Origin of the sequence: Martinezella lusitana (assembly GCF_900094565.1) — a bacterium.
GTDB lineage: Bacteria > Pseudomonadota > Alphaproteobacteria > Rhizobiales > Rhizobiaceae > Rhizobium > Rhizobium lusitanum.
Genome location: NZ_FMAF01000014.1, coordinates 83708 through 108576, shown reverse-complemented (window position 1 = coordinate 108576; position 24869 = coordinate 83708). Strand labels below are relative to the sequence as shown.

21 protein-coding genes are annotated in these 24869 nt (G+C 60.2%); 6 read left to right on the top strand and 15 right to left on the bottom strand.

What is annotated here, in order from left to right; all coding sequences use genetic code 11:
* Positions 1-194: 194 nt before the first annotated feature.
* Both GA0061101_RS24180 and GA0061101_RS24175 read left to right on the top strand, forming a co-directional pair.
* Positions 195-1661, top strand: coding sequence for a sensor domain-containing diguanylate cyclase (locus GA0061101_RS24180; protein WP_051963619.1), 1467 nt, complete (start codon positions 195-197; stop codon positions 1659-1661).
* A 123-nt stretch (positions 1662-1784) separates the two neighbouring features.
* A complete protein-coding gene (locus GA0061101_RS24175; protein ID WP_037197697.1) occupies positions 1785-2594 on the top strand; it encodes a mechanosensitive ion channel family protein in 810 nt (269 codons plus the stop codon).
* Positions 2595-2827: 233 nt separating this feature from the next.
* Here the strand turns inward: GA0061101_RS24175 and GA0061101_RS24170 are convergent, their stop codons facing one another.
* The 3 genes from GA0061101_RS24170 to GA0061101_RS24160 form a co-directional block, all read right to left on the bottom strand.
* Positions 2828-3484: a hypothetical protein gene (locus GA0061101_RS24170; protein ID WP_037197696.1), complete on the bottom strand. Its 657-nt coding sequence runs from the start codon at positions 3482-3484 to the stop codon at positions 2828-2830.
* A gap of 344 nt (positions 3485-3828) precedes the next feature.
* Positions 3829-4920: an LLM class flavin-dependent oxidoreductase gene (locus GA0061101_RS24165; protein WP_037197695.1), complete on the bottom strand. Its 1092-nt coding sequence runs from the start codon at positions 4918-4920 to the stop codon at positions 3829-3831.
* Between the two features lie 126 nt (positions 4921-5046).
* Positions 5047-5970, bottom strand: coding sequence for a LysR family transcriptional regulator (locus GA0061101_RS24160; RefSeq protein ID WP_037197693.1), 924 nt, complete (start codon positions 5968-5970; stop codon positions 5047-5049).
* 104 nt (positions 5971-6074) lie between these two features.
* Here GA0061101_RS24160 and hglS point away from each other — a divergent pair, with 104 nt between their 5' ends.
* The 3 genes from hglS to GA0061101_RS24145 are packed head-to-tail and all read left to right on the top strand — an operon-like array spanning position 6075 to position 10306.
* Positions 6075-7472, top strand: coding sequence for a 2-oxoadipate dioxygenase/decarboxylase HglS (gene hglS, locus GA0061101_RS24155; RefSeq protein ID WP_037197692.1), 1398 nt, complete (start codon positions 6075-6077; stop codon positions 7470-7472).
* 60 nt (positions 7473-7532) lie between these two features.
* Positions 7533-9065 (top strand): L-piperidine-6-carboxylate dehydrogenase, encoded by a 1533-nt coding sequence (gene amaB / locus GA0061101_RS24150; RefSeq protein WP_037197691.1) that lies wholly within the window; start codon positions 7533-7535, stop codon positions 9063-9065.
* 5 nt (positions 9066-9070) lie between these two features.
* The gene (locus tag GA0061101_RS24145) at positions 9071-10306 is read left to right on the top strand and encodes a pyridoxal phosphate-dependent aminotransferase (protein ID WP_037197690.1); all 1236 of its coding nucleotides are present in this window, start codon (positions 9071-9073) and stop codon (positions 10304-10306) included.
* A gap of 66 nt (positions 10307-10372) precedes the next feature.
* Here GA0061101_RS24145 and GA0061101_RS24140 read toward each other — a convergent pair whose 3' ends face one another.
* Entirely contained in the window at positions 10373-11476 is a 1104-nt protein-coding gene (locus tag GA0061101_RS24140; RefSeq protein ID WP_037197689.1) for a saccharopine dehydrogenase family protein, read from the bottom strand.
* 137 nt (positions 11477-11613) lie between these two features.
* Between GA0061101_RS24140 and GA0061101_RS24135 the strand changes: the two genes are divergently transcribed.
* Complete coding sequence (locus tag GA0061101_RS24135; protein WP_037197688.1) at positions 11614-12045, top strand: Lrp/AsnC family transcriptional regulator; 432 nt, start codon at positions 11614-11616, stop codon at positions 12043-12045.
* A gap of 22 nt (positions 12046-12067) precedes the next feature.
* Here the strand turns inward: GA0061101_RS24135 and GA0061101_RS24130 are convergent, their stop codons facing one another.
* The 11 genes from GA0061101_RS24130 to GA0061101_RS24080 all read right to left on the bottom strand — a co-directional run bounded on the left by GA0061101_RS24130 (position 12068) and on the right by GA0061101_RS24080 (position 24864).
* On the bottom strand, positions 12068-12892 hold the full coding sequence (locus GA0061101_RS24130; protein WP_037197686.1) for an ABC transporter ATP-binding protein: 825 nt from the start codon (positions 12890-12892) through the stop codon (positions 12068-12070).
* 2 nt (positions 12893-12894) lie between these two features.
* Entirely contained in the window at positions 12895-13878 is a 984-nt protein-coding gene (locus GA0061101_RS24125; RefSeq protein WP_037197683.1) for an ABC transporter ATP-binding protein, read from the bottom strand.
* A gap of 2 nt (positions 13879-13880) precedes the next feature.
* The gene (locus GA0061101_RS24120) at positions 13881-14738 is read right to left on the bottom strand and encodes an ABC transporter permease (protein WP_037197682.1); all 858 of its coding nucleotides are present in this window, start codon (positions 14736-14738) and stop codon (positions 13881-13883) included.
* Positions 14739-14742: 4 nt separating this feature from the next.
* A complete protein-coding gene (locus tag GA0061101_RS24115) occupies positions 14743-15747 on the bottom strand; it encodes an ABC transporter permease (protein WP_037197680.1) in 1005 nt (334 codons plus the stop codon).
* A 117-nt stretch (positions 15748-15864) separates the two neighbouring features.
* Positions 15865-17766, bottom strand: a complete 1902-nt coding sequence (locus GA0061101_RS24110; protein WP_037197679.1) for an ABC transporter substrate-binding protein — start codon at positions 17764-17766, stop codon at positions 15865-15867.
* A 127-nt stretch (positions 17767-17893) separates the two neighbouring features.
* Positions 17894-19402, bottom strand: coding sequence for an arabinosylfuranosidase ArfA (gene arfA, locus GA0061101_RS24105; protein WP_037197677.1), 1509 nt, complete (start codon positions 19400-19402; stop codon positions 17894-17896).
* Positions 19403-19625: 223 nt separating this feature from the next.
* Positions 19626-20552 carry an ArsR/SmtB family transcription factor gene (locus tag GA0061101_RS24100; RefSeq protein ID WP_037197676.1) on the bottom strand — a complete coding sequence of 309 codons (927 nt, stop codon included), beginning with the start codon at positions 20550-20552 and terminating at the stop codon, positions 19626-19628.
* 167 nt (positions 20553-20719) lie between these two features.
* Positions 20720-21376 carry a class II aldolase/adducin family protein gene (locus GA0061101_RS24095; protein ID WP_051963631.1) on the bottom strand — a complete coding sequence of 219 codons (657 nt, stop codon included), beginning with the start codon at positions 21374-21376 and terminating at the stop codon, positions 20720-20722.
* Positions 21377-21408: 32 nt separating this feature from the next.
* Positions 21409-22797, bottom strand: coding sequence for an FGGY-family carbohydrate kinase (locus GA0061101_RS24090; protein ID WP_092575227.1), 1389 nt, complete (start codon positions 22795-22797; stop codon positions 21409-21411).
* Positions 22794-23852 carry an ABC transporter permease gene (locus GA0061101_RS24085; protein WP_092575223.1) on the bottom strand — a complete coding sequence of 353 codons (1059 nt, stop codon included), beginning with the start codon at positions 23850-23852 and terminating at the stop codon, positions 22794-22796. The genes GA0061101_RS24090 and GA0061101_RS24085 overlap by 4 nt, the downstream gene beginning before the upstream one ends.
* Positions 23845-24864: an ABC transporter permease gene (locus GA0061101_RS24080; RefSeq protein WP_092575220.1), complete on the bottom strand. Its 1020-nt coding sequence runs from the start codon at positions 24862-24864 to the stop codon at positions 23845-23847. Before GA0061101_RS24080 ends, GA0061101_RS24085 begins: the two co-directional genes overlap by 8 nt.
* Positions 24865-24869 lie beyond the last annotated feature (5 nt).

Here is a 24869-nt window from a genome sequence, read left to right as displayed (position 1 = left end):
TGAATTCCCTTCCCTGCCCGTTCCGGCGGGAATGAGCTGAGATGGGTGTGAAAATAGCTTGCCCGCGATCTGCAGGCTTGACCAATCATCCAGTGTCAACGCAAGCTTTACAAATGGTCGCTAAGCAGAACTTGGTGAATTGCCGGTCTTCGTGCTTGATATACTGATTTTATTGCCGGCGCAGGGAATTACAAATGAACGCCCAGAATTTCAGCGCCACCGTATTCGATCTTGCTCCCGTCGCCATGTGGTTGGAAGACTTCAGCGGCGTCAAGGAACAGTTCGAACTCTGGCGCACGGAGGGCGTGACTGACCTGCGCGCCCATCTGCTCGCCGATATCAGGCGCGTCGAGGCATGCTCGCAAAAGATACGGGTCCTTGCGGTCAACGCCAAGACACTGGAATTGTTCGAGGCGCAGTCTTTCGAGGCACTGGTCGGCGGGCTTTCGAACGTCTTCCGGGACGAAATGCTCGAAAGCCATGTGAACGAACTGCTCGCGCTTTGGGAGGGCAAGAGCGAATTCTCCGGCACGGCCGTCAACTACACGCTGGCAGGCCGCAGACTCGACATCCAGCTTCGCGGCATCATTCTGCCGGGACACGAAACGTCATGGAACAGATTGCTGCTGACGACCGAGGACGTGACCGCACGCGAAGAAGCACGGCGACAGGAAGAACGGCAGCGCCGTTACGCGGAAGGGATGTTCGAACATTCGCCGGTATCCTTGTGGGTCGAGGATTTCAGCCGCATCAAGATCCTGCTCGACGAAATCCGCGGCCGCGGCATCGTCGATTTCCAGGTATTTCTCGACGTTCACCCGGAATTCGTCCGGCAATGCATGAGCGAGATCAGCGTGCTTGATGTCAATCAGGCGACGCTCGATCTTTTCTGCGCACCGGATCGCCAAACCCTGCACCAGCGGATCGGTGAAGTGTTCCGTGACGACATGGAAAAACACTTTCGCGGTCAATTGGTGGAATTGTGGAACGGGCACCTGTTCCATCAGCGTGAAGTCCTGAATTATGCCCTTGATGGCTCGGAACGCCACGTTCTCCTCCAGTTTTCCGTCTTTCCGGGCTATGAACGCGACTGGTCGCTGGTTCAGGTCGCCCTGACCGACATCACCGCCCGCAAGAAGGCGGAAGCCTATCTCGAATATCTCGGCAAGCACGATGTTCTGACCAAGCTCTATAACCGCGCCTTCTACACGGAGGAGCTTAATAGGCTGGAACGCAAATCGCTTCGGCCGGTGTCGGCCGTCATCATCGACCTGAACGGACTGAAGGAGGCCAACGACGAGAGCGGGCACGATGCCGGCGACTCCCTGCTGCGTCGCATGGGAGAAGTGCTGAGCAGCGTCGTCTCCCTGCCGAACCATGCCGCTCGGATCGGCGGCGACGAATTTGCCGTTCTCATGCCTGGCGCGGACGAAGTCGCGGCTGCCTCGATGGTCGAGACGATCAATGAGCTGTTGAAAATCAACAATCAGTTCTATTCCAGCGCGCCGTTGAGCGTTGCCGTTGGCGTCGCAACGAGTCAGAGCGGAGAGACCATGGAAGCGATGATCAAGCGCGCGGATCTCGGCATGTATGAGGATAAGAAGACCCACCACGCCGCCGCAGCCGTTCGCAGTGCTCATCGCGCAAAGCATGGCGTCTAGCGTAACGGCGTCGATTTCCCCTCCGCAGTGCTGGCCGAGGGCGCCCATCCCGGAGCCGTCGATCGCTCAGGAACAAAAGCCGCCACGCGTCATTTGGCTTTTTGGAAAAGATGGAGCTCTCAAATGGAAGATCAAACGGCCAACGTTGTCGTCGCCGCTCGAACTGCCCTTAACCAGGCCTCGGCACTTGCCGTTCAGTATGGCTTTTCGATCCTGGGCGCGATCGTTCTCTTGATTGGGGGCTGGATTCTCGCCGGAGCCATCAGCCGCTCGGCCTATCGCGTTATCTCGCGTGTCCGTGGCATCGATGAAACGCTGGCGAGCTTCTTCCAGAACCTCCTGCACTACAGCCTGCTTATACTGGTGTTCATCACCGTCCTTGGTCAGTTCGGCGTTCAGACCGCTTCCATTATCGCCACTCTCGGTGCCGCCGGTCTGGCGATCGGCCTGGCGCTTCAGGGCACGCTTCAAAACATTGCCGCGGGTATCATGCTGTTGGTGCTGCGTCCGTTTCGGGTCGGCGAATATATCGAGACGGTTAACGTCAAGGGATTCATCAGGGACATCGGGCTCTTCGCAACGGAGATGAAGACGGCCGACGGTCTCTATCTCATGGCGCCGAACTCCACGCTCTGGAACACACCCATCATCAATCATAGCCGTGAGCCTAATCGCCGTCAGGAATTGTCGCTCGCTTTTGGCAATGAGGTCGACACGGATCTCGCTCGCAAAACCATTTTCGATGTTCTGAAGGCGGATCAACGCATCCAGACCAAGCCTGCGCCAGTGGTCTATTTCGACGATTTCGCCGCCGATCAAACGGTGATGAAAATCGAATATTGGACCATCACCGCCGTCTGGACGCAAACGCGCCATGACATCATCGCGCATCTCAAATCACGGCTTGCGGCGGCGGATATCCCGATCAAATAGCGAAAGCCCGGCGCAGGCGGCCTGCCAATCAGATCCGCGGTTTTTCGGGTCGGTTGTTTTACGACTGAGCCTGCCGCCGGCAGGGAGTTGAACCAACGGCAGGCTCTAATAGGGCAAATGCGCCCCGTGCAGGATCAAGCGATCTTGCTGTCCCTAAACTGCAGCACGAGATATTTGTTCCCGTCGCACTCAAAATCCGCAGGTGTCGCCAATTCCACGGCGCACGTCCTTGCCTACCACTTGATGCGGTAGTCGAAACGCACATCGCCAGTTGGCGCCATCGTCAGCGGATTCGTGAAGGAAGCGGAGAAATTGAGGTTCGATGCCAGCGGCTGCTGGAACACAACCGTGCTCGAGAAGACGCTGTCGCCATCCATCAGATTGCCGCTCGCCGAGATGGACGTCCCCGTCCAGGGAACGGCAATCGCCACCGCCTGCGTCGCGGTGATCGACGTCGGCCCATTCCTTGCGCCCACATAGTTCACGTTCAGAGACCTCGATGTGCGCATGTCCAGATTGTCTGACACAATCCAATTTCGCGAGCGGCCGAGATAGAGCATGCCACTGCCATTGAGCGCATCCACCCGCAAGGCGACTTCACGCCGCGAGACGGTGGCGAAGCGGCTGCGATCGTCGACCGCTCTTCCCCAGAGGGTTGCAAGCTCGCTGCTGCGCAAGATCGTTCCGCCTGCCGTGCCGCCCAAGCCAAGATCGACACCTGCACTCATTTCCCACGCCATCGGCAGTCGAAAGCCCAGCGTCGTCTTGTAGGTCTGAGGTGCAACCTTTACCGGCGACCAGATCATAAGATCACTGGCATTGGCGGCCTGCGACAGCGCCATCACGCTTGCAAGAACGCCAAGAAAGGCGCGCTGTGCAAAAAAACTCATTCATAAACCCATTTATCTCTGCCCCGGCGCAACGACGCTGAGGGCGCACTAAGACAACAGCCGAACGCGCAGCAGATGCCGCATTCCAGCCTCGGATTGATTTTCTCGGTTAAGCGCCCGGAATCAAAGCGCAGCGGAGCCCATAGCTTAGGCGTCCGGTCGAAGGAACGTCGCCACTGCAAACCAGCAGCACCTTCGCTTAAACGATCCCATCCACCACCACGCTTGTAAACCCCTTGGGCTCATGTTTTTCGCTGCGGTGCACATTTGCCGCACATCATGACAATGCCTGGGATCGCCGATGCTCTCCAGGGCGACTGCGATCGAAAGCTGGCTCCGCCGCTCTATTCCGCCCGAAGCCCGGCCCTCTTCAGCAACGGAAGCACCCGATCGCAAAAATAGGGGAGCTCCTGGGTGTAGTTGACGAACGACAAGGCGATGCCTGCATAGCCTTGCTCGGCAATCGCGATCATCTCGTCCGCGATCCGCTCCGGCTTGCCGATGAGAGGATAGCTGCCGGCCCCGCCGGCGAAGCGCTGTCGATAGCGCTCATAGGCCTCGCGATCATGAGATTGCGAAAACTCCTTCTTGCCGGCCATGTGCTGGTCGACGGCGGCATGATCGGCCATGGTGACGGCATAGCGGGTGTAATAGTCCTCTGCCTCAGCCTGTGTCTCACGGCAGACGACATGGCATACCGTATAGACGCCGACCTGCCTGCCGTTCCTTTCCGCGCGCTCGCCGATATCGGCCACATGCCTTCCGGCCTCGGCGATCTCGGTAAAGGTGGTGAAGAGATAGTCGCAATGGCTGGCAGCGAAATCCCGGCCGGGACCGCCGAATGCGGCATTCATCGTCACGGGGCGCGGCGTCTGCAGGCTCGCCGGCCGGCTGACGGCCTCCTTCAAACTGTAGTAGGTTCCGGCATAATCGAGCGGCTCGTCGGAGGCATAGAGCTTTTCGACGATCTCAAGCCATTCCGCCGCCTGATCGTAGCCCTTCTCGACCAGCGGCACGCCGAACATGCCGAACTCCTTCGGGTTCCAACCGCAGACGATATTGAGCCCTGCCCGCCCCTGGCTGATGTGATCGACCGTCGCAAGCGACTTTGCCGCATAAAGCGGGTGGACGAGCGGTACATGCACCGTCATGAACAGGCCGATCCGCTCGGTTGCGGCCGAAAGTGCCGCGGCCCAGGTGAAGGTTTCGAACGACCATTCCCGCACCCGGTTCTTGCCGCCGAAGCCACGCCAGCGGGCGATCGGCAGGAAGAATTCGAGGCCGGCCCGGTCGGCGATCTGTGCGGCGGTCAGATTGTCCTGCCAGCCAGCCGTCCAACGCTCCGGTACGTCGGTAATCGCCAGGCCGCCATCGGCGTTCGCCGAAAACACGCCAAGCTTCAGCCGGTTCGGTCCCTTCAGCGGATGCGTCTTCATGCTGGCCTCTCCTCCGACCTCATCTTGCAGCGCCCCGGCAGCCGGCAACGATGCGACAAGCAAAGGTGTGACGCGCGCCGAAAAGAATTTCAAGCCTAAAATTTATTGAGCGATGACGACCTGAGACTACACCCTATTGCCGGCCGCTTGGGACCGTGGTGTTACCTGACTTACCAGCCAATTCTGGAAAAGCATCGCGATCTCGTTGGTCTGCTTCTTCTCCGGCATGACGATATAATAGCTGTTCTCGGTCGGCATCGGCAGATCGAACAAAGGTAAAAGCACGCCCGTCTTCAATTCCTCTTCGATCAGATAGGTGGGCAGGAGCGCGACACCGAGCCCGGAAATGGCTGCGGCGATGATCATCGAAAACTGATCGAACCGGGCGCCGGGATAGGCATGCTCCGTCGGCAATCTCTGCAGATCGAACCACTGCGCCCAGAGCTTGGGGCGCGTCGTCAGATGCAGCAGCGGCGCATGCGACAGATCCTCCAGACCGCCGAGATTCAATCGTTCGGCAAGCTGCCGGCCAGCGACTGGCAGAACGGTCTCGTTGCAAAGAAATGTCGCAACAGCGCCAGCCCAGGCCGGCAGACCGTAATGAATAGCGAGGTCGAAACTATCCTCGTCGAAGCTGAAGGGCTTGGAGCGCGATTCCACCGTGATCGCGACATCGCGATGCTCCTCGAGAAAATGGCCGAGGCGTGGCACCAGCCATCGCGTGCCGAAGGTCGGCAAGGTCGCAACCTTCAGCGACAATTTCATCTGGCCTGCCGCGACGGCGCCGATCATCAGACGCTCCGAGCGAAGGAGCAGGTCCTTGACCTCAGGCAGCAGACGAAGCCCGGCTTCCGAAAGCACGACACGCTGCCTCACGCGTTCGAAGAGCTTTAACCCGGTCTGCTGCTCGAGATCGCTGATCTGCCGGCTGACGGCGCTTTGGGTTAGATTCAGTTCTTCGGCGGCACGCGAAAAATTCTGATGCCGCGCCGCACATTCGAACGCCTGCAGATTGACGATATCGGGGACGAGGCGTCGGCGCACGATCATTCCATTTCAGCATCAAGTTAGAATTTTCTCTCACAAGACTGGCCGCCAGACAAGAGTTATCCTGCGAGATAGGAATGATATAGCCTTTCAGGAAGACATCGCCCATGAAGTCTGATCACGTCTCGACCAGCGATATACGCAGCGCCTTTTCGGCCGCCATGTCCGCCATGTATCGCGACGAAGTTCCCGCCTATGGCACGCTCATGGAGCTGGTGGGCCGCGTCAACGACGAAACGCTGGCTGCCCAGCCCAAATTGAAGGAACGCCTGCAGGCGACCGACTATCTCGACCGCATCTCCGAGGAACGACACGGCGCAATTAGGCTCGGGACGGCAGCGGAACTCGCAATGATGGCGCGCGTATTCGCCGTCATGGGCATGTATCCCGTCGGCTACTATGATCTTTCCACAGCAGGCGTGCCCGTGCATTCAACGGCATTCCGGCCCATTGGCGATGCCGAACTGAAGCGCAACCCTTTCCGCGTCTTCACCTCGCTGCTGCGGCTCGATCTCATCGCCGACGAAGACCTGCGTGAGGCATCGGCACAGATTCTCTCGAAGCGCCGAATCTTCACCGAAGACGCCATCGCTCTCACCGAAAAGGCCGAACGCGCCGGCGGCTTGACCATGGCCGATGCCAGCCGTTTCGTGGACGAAGTGCTGGAGACCTTCCGCTGGCACGACGAAGCCAATGTCGATGCCGCCATGTACCATCGCCTCCATGACGCCCATCGCCTGATCGCCGACGTTGTGTCGTTCAAGGGCCCGCATATCAACCATCTGACGCCGCGCACGCTGGATATAGACCAAGTGCAGGCGCTGATGTCCGATTACGGCATCGCGCCGAAGGCGATCGTCGAAGGCCCGCCGACGCGCGCCTGCCCGATCCTGCTGCGCCAGACCTCGTTCAAGGCGCTCGAAGAGCCGGTATCCTTCCGCAATGCCGACGGCGTATGGGAAAGCGGCTCGCACACCGCCCGCTTCGGCGAGATCGAGCAGCGTGGCATCGCGCTGACACCCAAGGGTCGCGCGCTCTATGATCGCCTGCTTGATCAGTCACGCAAGATCGTGCGGCCCGCAGCCGACGGATCGAACGCACGCGACTACGAGGCCGCGCTCGCGCAGAGCTTTGCCGAATTCCCTGACGATTGGGCAGCGATCCGTGGCGAAGAACTTGGCTACTTCGCCTATTCGCTGACGGCCAAGGGGAAGACCGCAGCCGCAAGGGGCGATCTCTCCCTCGAAACCCTGATCGAAGAAGGGTACATCCAGTTCGACCCGATCGTCTACGAGGACTTCCTGCCCGTCAGTGCCGCCGGCATCTTCCAATCCAACCTCGGCGACAGCGCGCAGCAGGAATTCGTTGCCAGCCCGAACCAGAAGCGGTTCGAAACCGACCTCGGAATGAAGGTCTTGAACGAATTCGACCATTATGCCGGCATCGAGCAGGCATCGATCGACGCCTGCCTGCGGGCACTATCCCAACGAGACGCGGCCGAGTGAGATCGCGCAACCTTTACGGTCGCGCCGCAGGCCCGGATCAGAGACAAGTGGAGTTATGAGATGAACATCGCAGCAAAGAACCTTTCCGTCGCGGCCGAGACCGCCGCCATCCTCGAAAAGCTCGGCGTCGACAAGGCGCTCTATACGCAGGGCAACATGCCCTCCTACTCGCCGGTGACTGGCGAAAAGATTGCCGACGTTAAGACCGTTTCGGCAGACGAGGCCGCCCAGCGGATCGAGAAGGCGCACGCCGCGTTCCGTGAATGGCGACTGGTGCCGGCACCCAAGCGCGGCGAACTCGTCCGCCTGCTCGGCGAAGAACTGCGTGCCGCCAAGGACGACCTCGGCCGTCTGGTCTCGATCGAGGCCGGCAAGATCCGTTCCGAGGGTCTCGGCGAAGTGCAGGAAATGATCGACATCTGCGACTTCGCCGTCGGTCTTTCCCGCCAGCTTTACGGCCTGACGATCGCCACCGAGCGCCCGGGCCATCGCATGATGGAAACCTGGCATCCGCTCGGCGTTGTCGGCATCATCTCGGCTTTCAATTTCCCGGTTGCGGTCTGGTCGTGGAATGCGGCTCTGGCGCTGATCTGCGGCGACGCCGTCATCTGGAAGCCCTCGGAAAAGACACCTCTGACGGCGCTGGCCTCGCAGGCAATCCTCGACCGCGCCCTCGCCCGTTTCGGCGATGCGCCGGAAGGCCTGTCCCAGCTTCTGATCGGCGACCGCGCGATCGGCGAAGTTCTGGTCGATCATCCGAAGGTGCCGCTGGTCTCAGCGACCGGCTCGACCCGCATGGGCCGCGATGTCGGGCCGCGGCTTGCCAAGCGCTTCGCCCGCGCCATCCTCGAACTCGGCGGCAACAATGCCGGCATCGTCTGCCCGTCGGCCGATCTCGACATGGCGCTGCGCGCCATCGCCTTTGGCGCCATGGGCACCGCCGGCCAGCGCTGCACGACGCTGCGCCGACTTTTCGTGCATACGAGCGTCTACGACCAACTCGTACCGCGCCTGAAAAAGGCCTATCAGAGCGTTTCGGTCGGCGATCCCCTGCATTCCTCGGCCTTGGTCGGGCCTCTTGTCGACAAGACAGCATTCGACGCCATGCAGAAGGCGATTGCAGAAGCAAAGTCGCATGGCGGCACTATCACCGGCGGCGAGCGCGTCGATGTCGGCCATGCCGATGGCTATTATGCCAAGCCGGCACTGGTCGAGATGCCGAAGCAGGCCGGCCCGGTCTTCGAGGAAACCTTCGCTCCCATTCTCTACGTCATGCCCTATGACGATTTCGATGCTGTTATAGACGAACACAATGCCGTCTCGGCCGGCCTGTCGTCGTCGATCTTCACCCGCGACATGCAGGAATCCGAGCGCTTCCTTGCGGCTGATGGATCCGATTGCGGCATCGCCAACGTCAATATCGGCACGTCTGGTGCCGAAATCGGCGGCGCGTTCGGCGGCGAGAAGGAGACCGGCGGCGGCCGCGAATCCGGATCGGATGCCTGGAGAGCCTACATGCGCCGGGCGACCAATACCGTCAATTATTCCAAGGCCCTGCCGCTGGCGCAGGGCGTTTCCTTCGACATCGAGTAAGACTCATGACGGTCGCCACCAACACCGAGGAGGCGGGTTTTCGGCCCGCTTCGCGCATCGCCTCCATCGGCGTTTCGACGATCCTGCAGATCGGCGCGCGCGCCAATGCGATGAAGCGGGACGGTCTGCCTGTCATCATCCTCGGAGCGGGGGAACCTGATTTCGATACGCCTGATAATGTCAAAGAGGCTGCGAAAGCCGCCATCGATCGCGGCGAAACGAAATACACCGCCCTTGACGGCACGCCGGAGCTGAAGAAGGCGATCGCCGGCAAATTCCTGCGTGAGAACGGCATCGACTACGCCCTCGATGAAATCACCGTGGCGACAGGTGCAAAGCAGATCCTGTTCAATGCCTTCATGGCATCAATCGATCCGGGCGACGAGGTCATCATCCCGACGCCCTACTGGACTTCCTATTCCGATATCGTCGAGATCTGCGGCGGCGTGCCGGTGCTGATCCCATGCGATGCCGAGGCCGGGTTCCGTCTCCAGGCGGATCAACTCGAGAAGGCAATTACCCCGAAGACGCGCTGGCTCCTGCTCAACTCGCCGTCCAATCCGTCGGGTGCGGCCTATTCGGAAGCCGATTACCATCCGCTCATCGAGGTGCTGCTGCACCATTCGCATGTGTGGCTGATGGTCGACGATATGTATGAGCATATCGTCTATGACGGCTTCCGCTTCACGACGCCGGTCGCGATAGAACCGCGCCTCAAGCGTCGGACCTTGACCGTCAACGGCGTTTCCAAGGCCTATGCCATGACCGGCTGGCGCATCGGCTATGCCGGCGGCCCGAAGGCACTGATCAAGGCCATGGCCGTCATCCAGAGCCAGGCGACGTCCTGTCCCTCCTCCGTCAGCCAGGCAGCGGCCGTTGCGGCGCTGAACGGCCCGCAGGATTTTCTGAAAGGTCGCACGGCAAGCTTCCAACGCCGGCGCGATCTGGTGGTCAACCGGCTCAATGGCATCGAAGGCCTGGATTGCCGGCTGCCGGAAGGCGCCTTCTACACGTTCTCGAGCTGCGGCGGCGTGCTGGGGAAAACAACGCCGTCCGGAAAGACGATCGCAACGGATGCGGAGTTCTGCGCCTATCTGCTCGAAGAGGCCCATGTCGCAGTCGTGCCCGGCTCGGCATTCGGACTGTCGCCCTATTTCCGAATTTCCTATGCGACCTCGGAAGCCGATCTTGTAGAGGCTCTCGATCGCATCGAGCGGGCTTGCGCGGCGTTGCGACCGTAGCTTCGTCGCCAAAACGAATGTGGCGCCCGTTGCGGCGCCACTTGTTTAGCAAGCAATGACTTCGGCTTACACCGCTTCTCTCACCCTGAGCTTCTCCAGGCCGTAGACCTGCCCGAAGCGATTGGCGAGAAAGTCGCCGAGATCGATTTCCTCCTGACGAACAAAGCCCTTGGTGGGAAGCTTGCCATGGGAAAGCAGGTCAAGCACGGTCGTAATGCCGGCAGCCGTGGTGATCTGGATGGCGCTCATCTTTTTGCCGGCAACGACACCAGCATAGACCTTATTGGCGTAGGTTTCCTGCATGTACCGCCCGTCGCGCCAGCCGCAGACGGTGACGAAGACGACGACCACATCCTGCATCGTCGCGGGCAGCGCGTTTTCGAACAGATCCTTCAACACATCGCGGCGATTCCTGAGGTTCAGGTCATTCAAGAGCGCCTTGATGATGGCCTGGTGGCCGGGGTAGCGGATCGTGCGGTAGTTCATCGTGCGCACGCGACCGGCCAGCGTCTTGGCGAGCGTTCCGAGGCCGCCGGAGGTGTTGAAAGCCTCATAGGTGATGCCGTCGAGGGAGAATTCCTCTCTCTCTTCCAAGGCCGGCACCGTCACGAGCTTGCCTTCGACGATTGCTTCGCACGGCTCGATATACTCGTTGATCAGGCCGTCCGTGCTCCAGGTCAAATTGTAGTTCAGGGCGTTGGATGGATATTGCGGCAGCGCGCCGACCCGCATGCGCACGCTGTCGAGGCTATCGAAACGCTTGGCGAGATCATTTGCGACGATCGAGATGAAGCCTGGCGCCAGGCCGCATTGCGGGATGAAGGCGGTGCGTGCGCCCTGGGCCAGCTCCTCTACCTTCCTCGTCGTGGCGACATCCTCGGTAAGATCAAGATAGTGAACGCCGGCTTCCAGCGCAGCTTCGGCGACAAAGCCGGTCAAGTGGAAGGGCGCGGCTGACAGCACGGCGAACTTCCCGGTCAGAACGGCCACCAGCCCTTCACTGTCGGCGATATCGACGGCTGCGGTGGAAATTGCAGGATGGTGGTCGATCTTGGCAAGCTGCTCCTGGCTGCGGTCGGCGACAATAACCTTGTAATCGCCGGTCTCGGCCAGCATCAGAGCGATCGCTCCGCCGATCTTGCCTGCGCCGATCACCACTATCTCTTTCATATATTTCCCCTGTGTTTCACTATAGGATTTTTATAAGTGTAGGCAGGAGCTGGACGATTCATAGCGACAGAAAACGCGTTTCGTTGTATAAATCTAAGCAATATGACTATCCATTTGAACAGAATGCAGGATGAGCCATGCAGGTAACAGGGAAGGATCGCGAGCTGCTGTCGTTGCTCGGCCAGAATGCCCGCGTGCCGGTGGCGACACTGGCCAAGAAGCTGTCGCTGTCGCGAACGACAGTTCAGGCTCGGCTCGAGCGGCTTGAGAGGGAAGGCGTAATCGCGGGTTATGGCGTGCGACTGTCGGAGGCCTATCTTTCAGGTCTCATCCGCGCCCACATTCTGATCACCATTGCGCCGAAGGCGCTCTCGGCAGTGACGGCATCGCTGGACGCGATCCATGAGGTGACGACGCTTCACTCCGTCAGCGGTACCTTCGATCTGATCGCCATCGTCGCGGCTCCGTCGATTTCCGAGCTTGACCATCTGATCGATGAGATCGGCAAGATCGACGGCGTCGAGCGGACGCTATCGTCCATCATCCTTTCGACGCGGATTGCGCGCTGAAAGCAAACCCGTGCCTGTGGGATCACACTAGCGAAGCTGGCTCCATATCCGGGCTGGCGGATAGCACCGCCTCCTTCAAGGCGCGCGAATAGGGATGCTGCGGATTGTCGAGAACGGCACGCGCCCCGCCCTCCTCGACGATCTCCCCCTTCTTCATGATGATGATCCGGTCGCTGATGTAATAGGCCGTCGCAAGGTCATGGGTGATATAGATGATCGACAGACCGAGTTCTTTCTTCAGCTGGCTGAAGAGGTTGACGATTGCCATTCTAAGGGACGCATCGACCATGGAAACGGGCTCGTCGGCCACCAGCAGTCTGGGCTGCGGTATGAGCGCGCGCGCGATCGCGGTTCGCTGCAGCTGACCGCCCGACAATTCATGCGGAAACCGGCCCTTCACTTCGGCAAGCGTCAGGCCGATATGGACAAGCGCCCTGTCGGCCATGCGTTCGATATCGGCCTGGCTTGGCCTGATACCATCAGGTGAAAAATTTCGCGCGGTTTCAAAGAGATATCGATCAACCTTCTTAAGCGGATTGAACGCTTCGAACGGATTCTGAAGGACTGGTTGAACTTCGCGCATGAAGGCGCGCCGTTCAACCTTTCCATGAACGGCAACGGGCCGGCCGCGAAAATTCAGGATGCCCGACGTTGGCGCCGTTTGGCCGAGGATCATCGCCGCGATGGTCGATTTCCCGGAGCCGGATTCACCGACGATGGAGAGAATTTCCGGCTCCTCGCCAAGCCTCAAGCTGACGTCGCGGACAGCCGTGACATGCCGGCGGCTCAGCATTCCGCCCTGACGGTAAAGCTTGGTGACATGCGAGAGGGAAAGCAGGTCGCTCAAATCTATGCTCCTGTCACGGCGAAACAGGCGACGCGACGATCCGGCTCGACGTTCACCATCGGCGGCGCTTCGCGGCTGCAGATATCCATGCGCTTGGGACACCGCGGATGAAAACGGCACCCTTCCGGCGGCATGGCGAGATTGGGCGGTCTGCCCTCGAGCGAGGGACGGGTGGAGAGATCGCCGATGCGCGGCAGGCTCGCCACCAGATGCTGCGTATAGGGATGCAGCGGCAGATGAAAGAGCTTGCGCGTCGGCGCCTCCTCGACCAGCCGGCCGGCATAGACGATGCCGATGCGGTCGGAGACGGCAGCATGCACCCCCATGTCATGGGTAACGAACAGGAAGGAGGACCCCATCTCGCGCTGTATCTCCCGGATCATCTGCAGGACATCGCGCTGCACGATGACGTCGAGCGCGGTCGTCGGCTCGTCGGCGATGATGAATTCCGGCGTCAGGATGGTGGCGAGCGCAATCGTCATGCGCTGGCGCATGCCGCCGGACAATTCATGCGGATAGGCATTCAGGAGATCGGCATCGAGTTTCAGGCGCTGCAGATGAGCGCCGACCCGATCAAAGAAGGCACCGCGATCGACTTTCATGTGGCGAAAGGCAAAATCCGTGAACGAATGGCGGATACGCCGGACGGGATTGAGCACGTTCATCGAGCCCTGCATGATATAGGACAGATGCCGCCACCGAAGCGCCGCCCGCTGCTCCGGCGCCATGGCGTAGATATCCTGCGTGCCGCTATTGAAGTGAAATTTCACCGAACCGGAAACCACCCGAAGCGGTGGACGGATGGCGCCGGCAATCGTCTTGATCAATGTCGTCTTGCCGCTGCTGGATTCGCCGGCGACGCCATAAATCTCGCCGCGACCGATCCTCAGGCTGACATCATCGACAGCGCGCACTTCACGATCGACACCATAGAGGAAGGCCCGGTAATATGCCTTGAGGTTGTTGACCTCGACCACAGGCTCCATTCCTAGCCCCCCATCCGGTTCAAGCGACTGCGCGGATCATTGTATTCGTTCATCGACATCGACAGCAGGAAGAGCGCCATGAAAAGCACGATGATGGCGGCGACGGGTGCTGCGACCCACCACCAGGTTCCGGCGATCAGCGCCGAATGGGCGTTGGCCCAATAGATCATCATGCCCATGGTCGGTGTCTCGATATCGGTGAAGCCGAGCACCGAGAGCGTGATCTCCATGCCGATCGACCAGATCATGTTGTTCATGGTCGTGGCGAAGACGATCGGCAGCACATAGGGCAGATGCTCCTGGACAAGGATCTTGGACATGCTCATGCCGGAATAGACGCTCTGCGTGGTAAAGGGGCGCGTCTTCAGGCTGATCGCCACCGAGCGGATCAGGCGCGCGTCATAGGACCAGCCGAGCGAAGCCATGACGATGATGAGCACCGTCCACGTCATTCCGTCCTTCAGCACGAAATAGAACAGGATCAGCACCGGGAACTGCGGAATGACCATGATGCTGTCATTGATCGCCATCAGCACCCGATCGACGATGCCGCCGGCATAGCCCGCCACCAGTCCCACCACCAGCGAGATGATGCGCGACAGGAACGCAACGCCAATACCGAAATAGAGCGTATTGCGGAGCGCCGTCGTGAGCTGCCAGAAGACGTCCTGGCCGCGCGAGGTCGTGCCCAGCCAATATTGCCCGTCGGGCGGCATGTCGGGCGGCAACACATAGATATCTGAAGGACCGTAGGGCGAGAAGTAGGACAGGATCACCAGCCCGACAATGATGGCAAGCAGCAGGAGGCCGGAAAGGAATTCGGTATTCTGGCGGGCAAGGTCGCGAACGATCGTCAGCATGGCCCTACTCCACCTTAATGCGTGGGTCGATCAGCGGACCCAATATGTCGATGATGAAGACTGCGGCAGCGACGCCGACGATCGACAGCGCACTAAGCCCCAGGACGAGACTGTAGTCCCCGGCATGCACGGCCGAGATCAGCAGATTGCCGATGCCCGGATAGCCGAAGACGATTTCGGTGATGACGGTGCCGTTGAAGACCGCTCCGAGCGACATGGCAAGGCCGGTAAACTGCGGCACCATGGCATTGCGGGCGATGTAGGAGCGCAGGATTTTGCGCTTCGGCACGCCGCCGAGTTCGGCGAAGACGACATAGTCCTCGGTGATGATATTGGAGACGAGCGCCCGCATGCCAATGAGCCAGCTGCCAGTCCCGACGAGGATCAGCGACAGCGCCGGCAGGATCGAGTGGCGCAGAATGTCGAGCACCAGCGAAAAGGACAGCCGCAGATCGGTGTTCATCTCATAGCCGCCATTGATCGGCAGGATCGGCCAGAGATAGCCGAAGAGGATGATAAGCACGAAGGCGAGGATATAATAAGGTATCGGCTGCATGGCGATGAAGACGAGACTGACGGCCTTCAGCACCATGCTCTTGCGGTAGTAGCCCGCAAGCGCACCGATCATGTTGCCGAGGATAAAGGTGATGATCACCGAGACGGTCATCAGGCCGATTGTCCAGGGCAGTGCTCTTGCGATGATGGTGGAAACGGGCGTTGGAAATGCCGATAGCGACGGCCCGAGATCACCCGTGGCAAGGCGGCCCCAGAAGTGAAGATATTGCTGCCAGACGGAGCCTTCGAGCCCATAGAGTTCGCGAAGCGACTGGCGCATCAAGTCAACGGCACGGGGATCGGACTGCCCCATCTGCTGTATAGCGCCGATGCTTTCCTCGACGGGATCGATCGGCGTCATATGGGTGATGAAGAAGGTCGCGGAAATGCCAAGGAAGACAACGAGCAGGAACTGACCAAATCGCTTCAATACGAAAACTGGATAGGACGTCATGCCGGCCGTCTTCCTTGCTGCTTGCGCTTCATCTTTTACTGAAAAGATTCGCCGGACGTGCCTAGTGTCCGGCGAAAGGTGCCTGACGCGGCGGCTGCCGCATCAGGGTTGGGAGATCTACGGCTGAGCCGGCTTCAGCTTGACCATCATCAACCGGGAGTTAGCCCAGTTGGGAACGGGGTCGGTGTAGGGGTCCGATATGGTCGGATAGCCCTTCCAGTAGGTCGTATCCATCGAGGTGAAGACGTTATAGGACATCAACGGGATGGTCGGCATTTCCCGGGCAACGAGCTTCAGATAGTCCTTGCCGAGTTCGACGCCCTTCGGATCATCGGCACTGACGCGGCGAACGTTCTCGATGATCTTGTCGAGTTCCGGATTGGACCAGCGCTGCCAATTGCGCGGCGCCTGGTTTTCACCCTTCTTGGCAACGAATTCCGAATGCCAGCTGTCGAGGAAGAAGGACAGATCGGGATCGCCGCCCCAGGTCTCCACGCTCCAGGCGATAGCCACCTGAAAATCGCCTGGCTGGAGCGCGACCTGCCAGAGATTGACGGTCGGAACTGCCTTGGCGTCGATGCCGAAAGCCGCCCATTGCTGGGCGATCAACGTGCCAGCTCGGGTGAAGACAGAGCGCGTATCACCTTCGACCGTCAAGCGGATCTTGAAGGGTTGTCCATCCGGCGTCATCCACTTGCCGCCGACCTTCTTGAAGCCGGCCTTTTCCAGCAGTTCGGCGGCAGCCTGCGGATCGGGCTTCCACCAGCCATAGCCGAAGGCGGCGCTGATGGCGGCCGGATCGGTCGGGATCTGATCCTTATATTTCGGCTGCTTGCGCAGCATATCGGCGATCTGCTGGCCGATCGTCGGATCATAGGGCTTGATCTTGCGCTTGCCAGTATCGATCTCGAAACTCTTCAACCAATCCTGCAGCGGCGCCTGATAGTCCGTCATGGCAATCGCCGTTGGCGGGACGCCGAGGGCGGAGAGCGTCGCGGTGCCACGATAGCTCGCCATATCCACAGCCTTGATATCGATGAGCAAGGCAAGCGCCCAGCGTACATCGGCATTCTGGAACAACGGATCCTGATTGTTGAAGATCACGGCCGGCAAGGTCGGATCGGGATGCGCGAAGGGAAAACCGGGGAACCAGCTGTCGACCGTCTTCGATTTTTCCTTCAGCGTGAACATGCCCTCCGGCGTGTTGTCGTGAATGATATCGAGATTATGCTCGAGCTGAGCGATGGTGCGCTTATCCGGCGGGCCGGGATCAACATAGGTGACGTATTTCGGAGCGGGTTCGCCGAAGCGGGCAAGCGAGGTGCGCTGCCAGTCGTCGCGCTTTTCCCAGGTATACCATTTGCCCTGCGGATCATAGGTTTTCAGCTTGTAGGCGCCAAGCGAGACCGGATTGGCGAAATCATAGCGAACCGGATCGGCAACCTTTTCGAAGACATGCTTCGGCATGATCCAGGCGCCGTTCCAGCGCACTGTGAAAATGGCGTGGAAGCGCGAGTTCGGCTTCTTCAGCTTGAAGACGACGGTATAGGGATCCGGCGCCTCAACGCTTGCGACCTGCACCGAGAAAGCCGCGCTCCAGTTCATGCCCGGATGGTCCATCTGCGTCTTGACGGTGTAGACGACATCGTCGGCTGTGAACTCGACGCCGTCGCTCCAGTACAGGCCCTTGCGCAGCTTCACCGTCATCTGGGTGAAGTCGTCATTATATTGCGGCTTGTCGGCGGCGAGCGAATTGTCCCACGCCGAGCCGCCCAACCCCTTCTCGGGGTCGATGTACCAGAGCGTGTCCATGGTCAACTGCTGCAGGCCGGTCGAAACGCCGCCGCCGCCATTGACCCAGACGTTGAACCAACCGGGATTCTTGACCGTTCCCTCCGGATTTTCGACGATCAGCGTCTCCTTGCGAGGCAAGGCGGTATAATCCTGAGCCTTGGCTGCCGCGATGAGGCCGAACGTGGCCAGTGCGACGCCGAAAGCAAGCTTCTTCCACTGTTGCATGATCTCCTCCCGTTGTTATCGATTGCGCGTTGCGCCCGGACACTGCCGGGCGGACCGCGACTTTCTTCTCCTTACGCTGCCTAGGCCGACCGGGACCGCCTCCTCGCGATCTTGCGGCCGCCAGCTGTCATACCGACAGCCGGATCACCGTGTAGGACAGCGGCTTCAATGTGGCGCGAAGCCGGCCGTCCTCGACTTTCGCATCGCTGGTGCTGGTCGGAACGACCGCATTCGGCCGCGATGCCGTGTTGACCGCCGCCAAGTCCTCATGAACCATCTCATGTTGCTCGACGACGCGGGCGCCGGCAAAGCCCTCCAGCCGGGTGTCGAGGTCGAGTGCACTGTCCGGATGCCGGTTGACGGCGAACAGCGTGACCATATTGGCCGCCACGTCGTGAACCGCGGAGACATCGAGATAGGGCACGTCGTCGGCCTCGTCGCTGTCGTAGGTCGGACCGTCGGCGACCAGGCGCAGCGCATAACCGCGACCGTATTTCGAGGCGAAATAAAGGGGATAATAAATGGTCTGCCGCCATGCCGGGCCGCCATCCTCCGTCATGATCGGCGCGATGACGTTGACGAGTTGGGCGATACAGGCGATGCGCACGCGGTCGGAGCGGCGAATGAAGGTGTTGAGGATGCCGCCGACCTGCAGCACATCCTCGAAATTATAGACATCCTCAAGCAGGTGCGGCGCATCCGGCCATTCGTCGCGCGCCAGGATATCCTTGTCCTGCTGGTTGGAATGGTACCAGACGTTCCATTCGTCGAAGGAGATGCCAATCGTCTTCTTCGAGCGCTTCTTTGCCTTGATATAGTCGATGACGCCGCCGATGGTGACGATGTAGCGGTCAAGCTTTTCAGCCTTGGCGAGATAGTTGAGCGTGTTCTTCTCGCGGTTGGCGAAATACATGTGAAGCGAGATATGGTCGGCGCTGTCGTAGCACTGTTCCAGGACCTGGGCTTCCCAATCGGGATAGGTCTTCATGTCGGAATTCGACGAGCCGCAGACGACCAGTTCCAGCGATTTGTCGAAACCGCGCATGGCTTTTGCCGTTTCATCGGCCAGACGGCCATATTCATAGGCAGACTTATGGCCGACCTGCCATGGGCCGTCCATCTCGTTACCGAGGCACCACAGTTTGACTCCATGGGGATCAGCCCAACCGTGCTTGCGCCGCAGATCCGACCAATAGGTCCCGCCGGGATGATTGCAGTATTCGAGGAAGTTGCGAGCATCATCCAGCCCGCGTGACCCCAGATTGACGGCGAGCATCGGCTTCGTATTGGCCTTCTTGCACCAATCGACGAATTCGTTGACGCCGATCTGGTTGCTCTCGCGCGTCCGCCAGGCAAGATCGAGGCGCACCGGCCGCTCCGAACGAGGTCCGACACCGTCTTCCCAATTATAGGCGGAGACGAAATTGCCGCCGGGATAGCGGCAGTAGGGTGAATTCAGCTCGCGGACCAGTTCGATGACATCTCGGCGAAAGCCGTGCTCATCGGCGGTCGGATGGCCGGGCTCATAGATGCCTCCGTAGATCGCCCTGCCCAGATGCTCCAGAAACGAGCTGTAAAGTCGATCGTCGATGTCGGCAATTCGGAAATCGCGATGGATGACCACGTCCGCCTTCACGGCTATCCTCCCTTATGTATCATATATCTCGTTCTTATACCTTGATCTTGATACAGTTTTATAGGGTCGTCAACGCCATTGAGGGAGCATTCCGCGTAAATAATCGTGTATTCGCAGTCTACGAATGCAGAAATATGATGATAAAACAATTATCTATAAAAAATATGACAAATTCGAGATTCGGCCCGATTGCGCGCTATATATCAGAAAATATGATTTCTTTTCACGTCAGGTCGATGCGCATCAGAATATCTCGGCCATAATTGCCGAAACCACGACCGAAAATGTTGACGCCACCCGTGTGGCGCGCGTCCTCGGCAATGCCGATCCTCAGACGGATTGAAGAATGCTGGCTGATGGCGAGGTCGTCGACGGTCACGTCGGACGCGACGACGCCGTCGATGAAGGTGCCCTTCTTCGAAATTCGCCAGGTCTTGAGCTTGCCGTATTGCGAGCCTTCGAGCTTCCACCAGCCCGGCGTGAAGGCCCCGCGCTTGTCGCCATAATCCCCCGGCGACGTCCAGGTGCCAACGGCAACGCCGTTGACCCAGATCGTGATGTCGGATGGCCAGTCGGGATTGGTGCCCGGCACTTCGGACGACAGCTCCATCGAGAATTCGATGGCATTGACGGCCTTGTTCAAGATCTTGGCATTGTTGGGGAATTTATATTCCACGTGGCCGCGACCGAACCAGAGAAGGCCGGCCTGCATACGCTGCGGATCGAGGAAATAGTCGGGAACGTCGAGAAGCCCGATCACCCCTTCGGTCGAGCACAGGCCGCAGGGCGCATGCGTCTCGCAGCTCGTATAGAGGCCAATCGGCATGGCAACCTCGATCACATCCTCATCATGCTTGAAGGCCGTATCCTCGAAGCTCACAAGGATTTCGTCGTAAAGCGCCGTGCAGATCTTCTGGTAACCCTTGCGCGCCTTGGCCGCCTTGGTTTCGACAAGACCGGCCTCCTCCAGGATCATGATGCCGGTGGCGACGGTCGACTGCGGCAGATCCAGCTCGCGGGCGATCTCGTTGACGTTCATGGCGCCCTTGGCGCAGAGCAGCTTCAACATGTCGACGCGCGCCGGCGCCGAAAGCGCCCGCAAAACCGCGGCATTCTCACCCGCATAAATTGTCAGAAAGCCGCGCTTCATCGAATCCTGAATGCCCCATCAATAAGCTTCATTTATATCAGGATTTTTGATTTCACAAGAGATATCGACGTAAGATCATCGCAGGCGCCTCCCCGCTCGGCATGAGGACACCATTGACAGCCGATATACCGGGACACGCTGGACGAGATTTGCCTTGCGATTTCGAATTACTGCTTGCGTCTTGCCACGTCGTTGACACCATCCAGATCCGGCGCCTGCCCATAGCTCATATTCTTCATCTGCTGGATCACGCGCGCCATTTCCTCGTCATCAAGAATGGGCGGCTCGCCGAGCGTCAGCGCCTGAACATAGAGGCGCGACAGGGTCTCGACCTCTATCGCCAAGGCGAGTGCAGCCGCGGGCGTCTTGCCAAGCGATATCTGGCCATGCTGGCCGAGCAGGCAGGCAAGCCTGTCCTGCAGGGCCTCGATCGCCGCATCCGAGAGCGCCTGGGTGCCGAAAGTGGCGTAGCGTGCGCAGCGGATCGTCGTGCCGCCGGCAACGCCCGTCATGTAGTGAAAGCTCGGAATGGTCTTGTGATGCACCGCAAGCGTGGTCGCATAGACCGAATGGCAATGCAGCACGCAATCGATGTCCTGGCGGGAAGCTAGAATGTCGCGATGAAAGCGCCATTCGGATGATGGCCGGCGCTCACCCTCGTAGCTGCCGTCGAAATACATCTGGACCAGATCATTGGGCCGCATCATGTCGTAAGGCAGGGAAGTCGGCGTGACCAGAAACCCCTTGGGATTGCGCACCGACACGTTGCCGGCCGTTCCCTGATTGATGCCGGAGGCGTTCATCCGGCGGCAGACCGCCACCATGTCCTCGCGCAGGCTATTGTCGTCATATGTCGTCACGATGCTTGCTCCATTGTCTTGACCAGGGCACGCCAGCGCCTCTGGTATGATGAAAGGTCGGGAAGGCCTGATATATCCGGCGCCTCGGCCGCCAGCGTCACGGGCGATGCCCGTGTTTCGTGCGCGGCGAGCATGGCGGCACCCGTCGCCGTTCCCGTCGTGCTGAGGCTGACCAGCACGCGCCGATCCGGCAACAGCGCCGCGACGACGGCGCCATAAAGGGGATCGACGACGAAATTGCCGTCCAGAACCACCGTTTTCGCCGGCGGCAGATCATCCACGCAGGCCGCAGTCAGAAGCGCCGAATAGAGAACAGCAAGCGTGAAGCGGATATTCTCGTCGCGGGCAAGCGGCCCCTCAAGACGGCCGCAGCCTGCCGTGCCGGGAAAGAGCCCGTCATCCGAACCGAATGTCGGCACTGCAAAAGTCCCGGATGCGACGATCTGCTGAAGGGCCAGCAGCGAGGCCGGGCCGGAGGCAGTCGCGGCGACGGCGGCGAACTCGCGCCCGCCCATAGTCAGCATGCCGGGCATCGGATTGCCGAACACATCGGCATTGCATGAGTGCCCCGGACGCTCGACATTGAAATCGACGCCGGTACGATCGGTCAGCGCCACGATCCAGGTTCCCGTCGAGATGACCGTGACGTCGGAGAGATCCGCCGCCTGGTAGCGATAGAAATTGGCCGAGGAGTCGTGCACACCGCACAGAATGCGGGTCGTCGGCTTAAGATCGGTACGCTTGGCAATGTCCGGCCTTATGGGGCCGAGCGTCTCCCAGGCGCGTCGCATCGGCGGCATGAGCCGCTGCCAGCCGCGATTTGCTACGAGAGCAGACGGCCGCCCGTCGGCCGATGCCCAGAGGTGCGATTGCGCGGCCAGGCTCGTCACCTCGCTTGCGAGAACGCCGGACAGGCGGAAGGCCCAATATTGCGGCGTGGCAAGATAGGCGGAGGCTCCAGCAAAAGTCTCGGGCCGGTGCATCTCCTGCCACAGCATCTGCCGCGCGAGATGTGCCGCACCGAGCATGACGGCGCTCGCCCTTTCGCGATGGGAGCCGACAATCTTCCTGTAGTATGCATCAACGTCGGCAGGCGTGGGCTGCTCATAGTCGATCATCGGCAACGCAGCGCCTTGCCTGTCGACCAGCACGCCGCCGGAGCCGTGGGCGCAGGTGACGATCGCGCCGATATCATGCCGGCGGCCGAGCGCGGCCAGGCTGTCGATCAGCCAGTCGTCCAGCCCGTCGAGATCGTGATGGCGATAGGGCGGACCGTCCTTTACGACATTCGGCGTCGACAGAGTTTCCAAGACGCGGCCGTCGTCGCTCGCCGCCGACAGCTTCACATTCGTCTTGCCGATATCGAAGACCGCGACGATGCTCATTTCGAACCATCAAAACGTGAGGGCAGCAATCCCATGAGATAGGGACGCGCCGTCTGAGCCATGGCGACGAAGATGAGGGTGCCGCCCCATATCGCCACGGTGAGATAGTTGCTGAGGCCGAACTGGTTGAAGCCTGAGGAAATGACCTGCAGGATGGCAAGCGCCAGCATCAGGCCGCCGGCCGTGCCGAAGCCGCCGAAAGGATCGACGCCGCCGAGGACGGCCGCAAGAATCGTCACCAGCAGATAGGATTGGGCATAATCCGCGCTGGCCGAATTGAAAGTTGCCAGCATGACCAGCGCAGCAAAGAAGCAGATCAGGCTCGACATCACATAAACGCCGACCAGCACGCGACGCGTGTCGATCGCCGAATAGCGCGCGGCCTCGATGTTGGAGCCGATCATGGCGCAGGCGACGCCGAAAGCGGTGCGCCGCAATATGATGCTGACGATCACCGCCACCACGATCAATAGCAGGAAGATCAGCGGTACGCCGACGATCGTCATCGTGCCGATGCGGGCAAATCCGTCCGGTATACCCGAAAGGGCCATGCCGCGGGTCAGATAGATGCTGATGCCGTCGATCAGCGATTTCGTGCCGAGCGTGATGAGGATCGGATGGACGCCGGTATAGGCGATGAGCGTGCCGGTGACGAGGCCGATGAGAAGGCAAAGCGCCAGGCCGGCGACAAGTGCCAGAACGATGACGGCTGCGGCCGAGCCGGCGCTGCTATCGGGCGTGATCAGGCTCTGCATGATGAAGGCCGTCAGAAGCGCGCACTGGTTCGTCGTGGCGATGATCGCCAGATTGAGGCCGCCTGTTATCAGGGGCGCCATCATGGCCAGCGACAGCAGCCCCAGCAGCGGCAGTTGATACATGAACGATTGCAGAGTGCCGACCGAGGCAAAGTTCGGAATGAACAGGGAAAAGCCGGCAACCAGCAGGACAAGCAGAACGACAAGCCCTGTATGTGCGCCGGGAATGCCCGCCTTCATGCGAGTCATCAGGTCGGAAAGTCCGTTGTTGAGGTTATAGAGAAGCGGCGGCTCAGCCATTGGATGGTGCTCCCGCGATGATGCGATGGCGGCGGCCCGGCCGTGAACTGATCACCGTGATCGAGGTCGAAACCAGAATAGTGACGCCGATGACGATCTGGAAGAAATAGGAGGAGACGCCGAGCAGGTTGAGCCCGTTCTGCAGCACGGCCAGGAGCACGATACCGAGCAGCACGCCAGGCACGGTGCCGATGCCGCCCGTCAGGCTGGCGCCGCCGAGAACAGCGGCGGAGAGCACGGCAAGCTCGGTATTGTACATGGCATTGGGCACGCTTTCGCCGACCCGGTGGGCCTGCAGGAGCCCGGCGATCGCCGCCATCAGCCCGAGATAGCCGTAGGCGACGAATTGCAGGCGGCCGATATTCATGCCGACCCGCCGCGCGGCCTCGGCATTTCCACCCATGGCATAGAGCTGACGCCCAACCGAAGAGCGGGTCATCCATGCCCATGTAAACAGGGTGACGACCGCCATCGCGACGATCGGAAGCGTCACCCGGACGATATCGCCCGATGCCGTCTCCATCCGCCAGAACACGATGCGATTCGTCCACCAGTCCGGCAGCGTATAGATCGACTTGCCGCCCGAGAAATACATGAGCAGCGAAAAGCTGACGCTCATCATGGCGATCGTGGCGATGATGGACGTGATGCGCACATAGTGGACGAGCAGCGCATTCAGGCAGCCGAGCGCGACACCGATCGCCAGACCGCAGAGGATGACGACAGGCGCGGAAAATCCGAGCTGCGTTGCGAGCAGCGCCGCGCAGTATTGCGCCACGGATGCCGTGGCCGCAAAGGAGATGTCGATGCCGCCGGAAACCAGGACGACGAAAAGCCCCATCGCCATGATCGCCTGCACCGAATAGGTCTCAAGCAGATCGATGATGTTCGCAAGCGTCAGGAAATCACGCGCCGTCAGCGAAAAGACGATCACCACCACGGCAATGACCGCCAGCAGCCACGCTTCCGGGCGGCGCCGCAACTGCACGAGAAAGGACGATCCGGCGGCCATTTGGC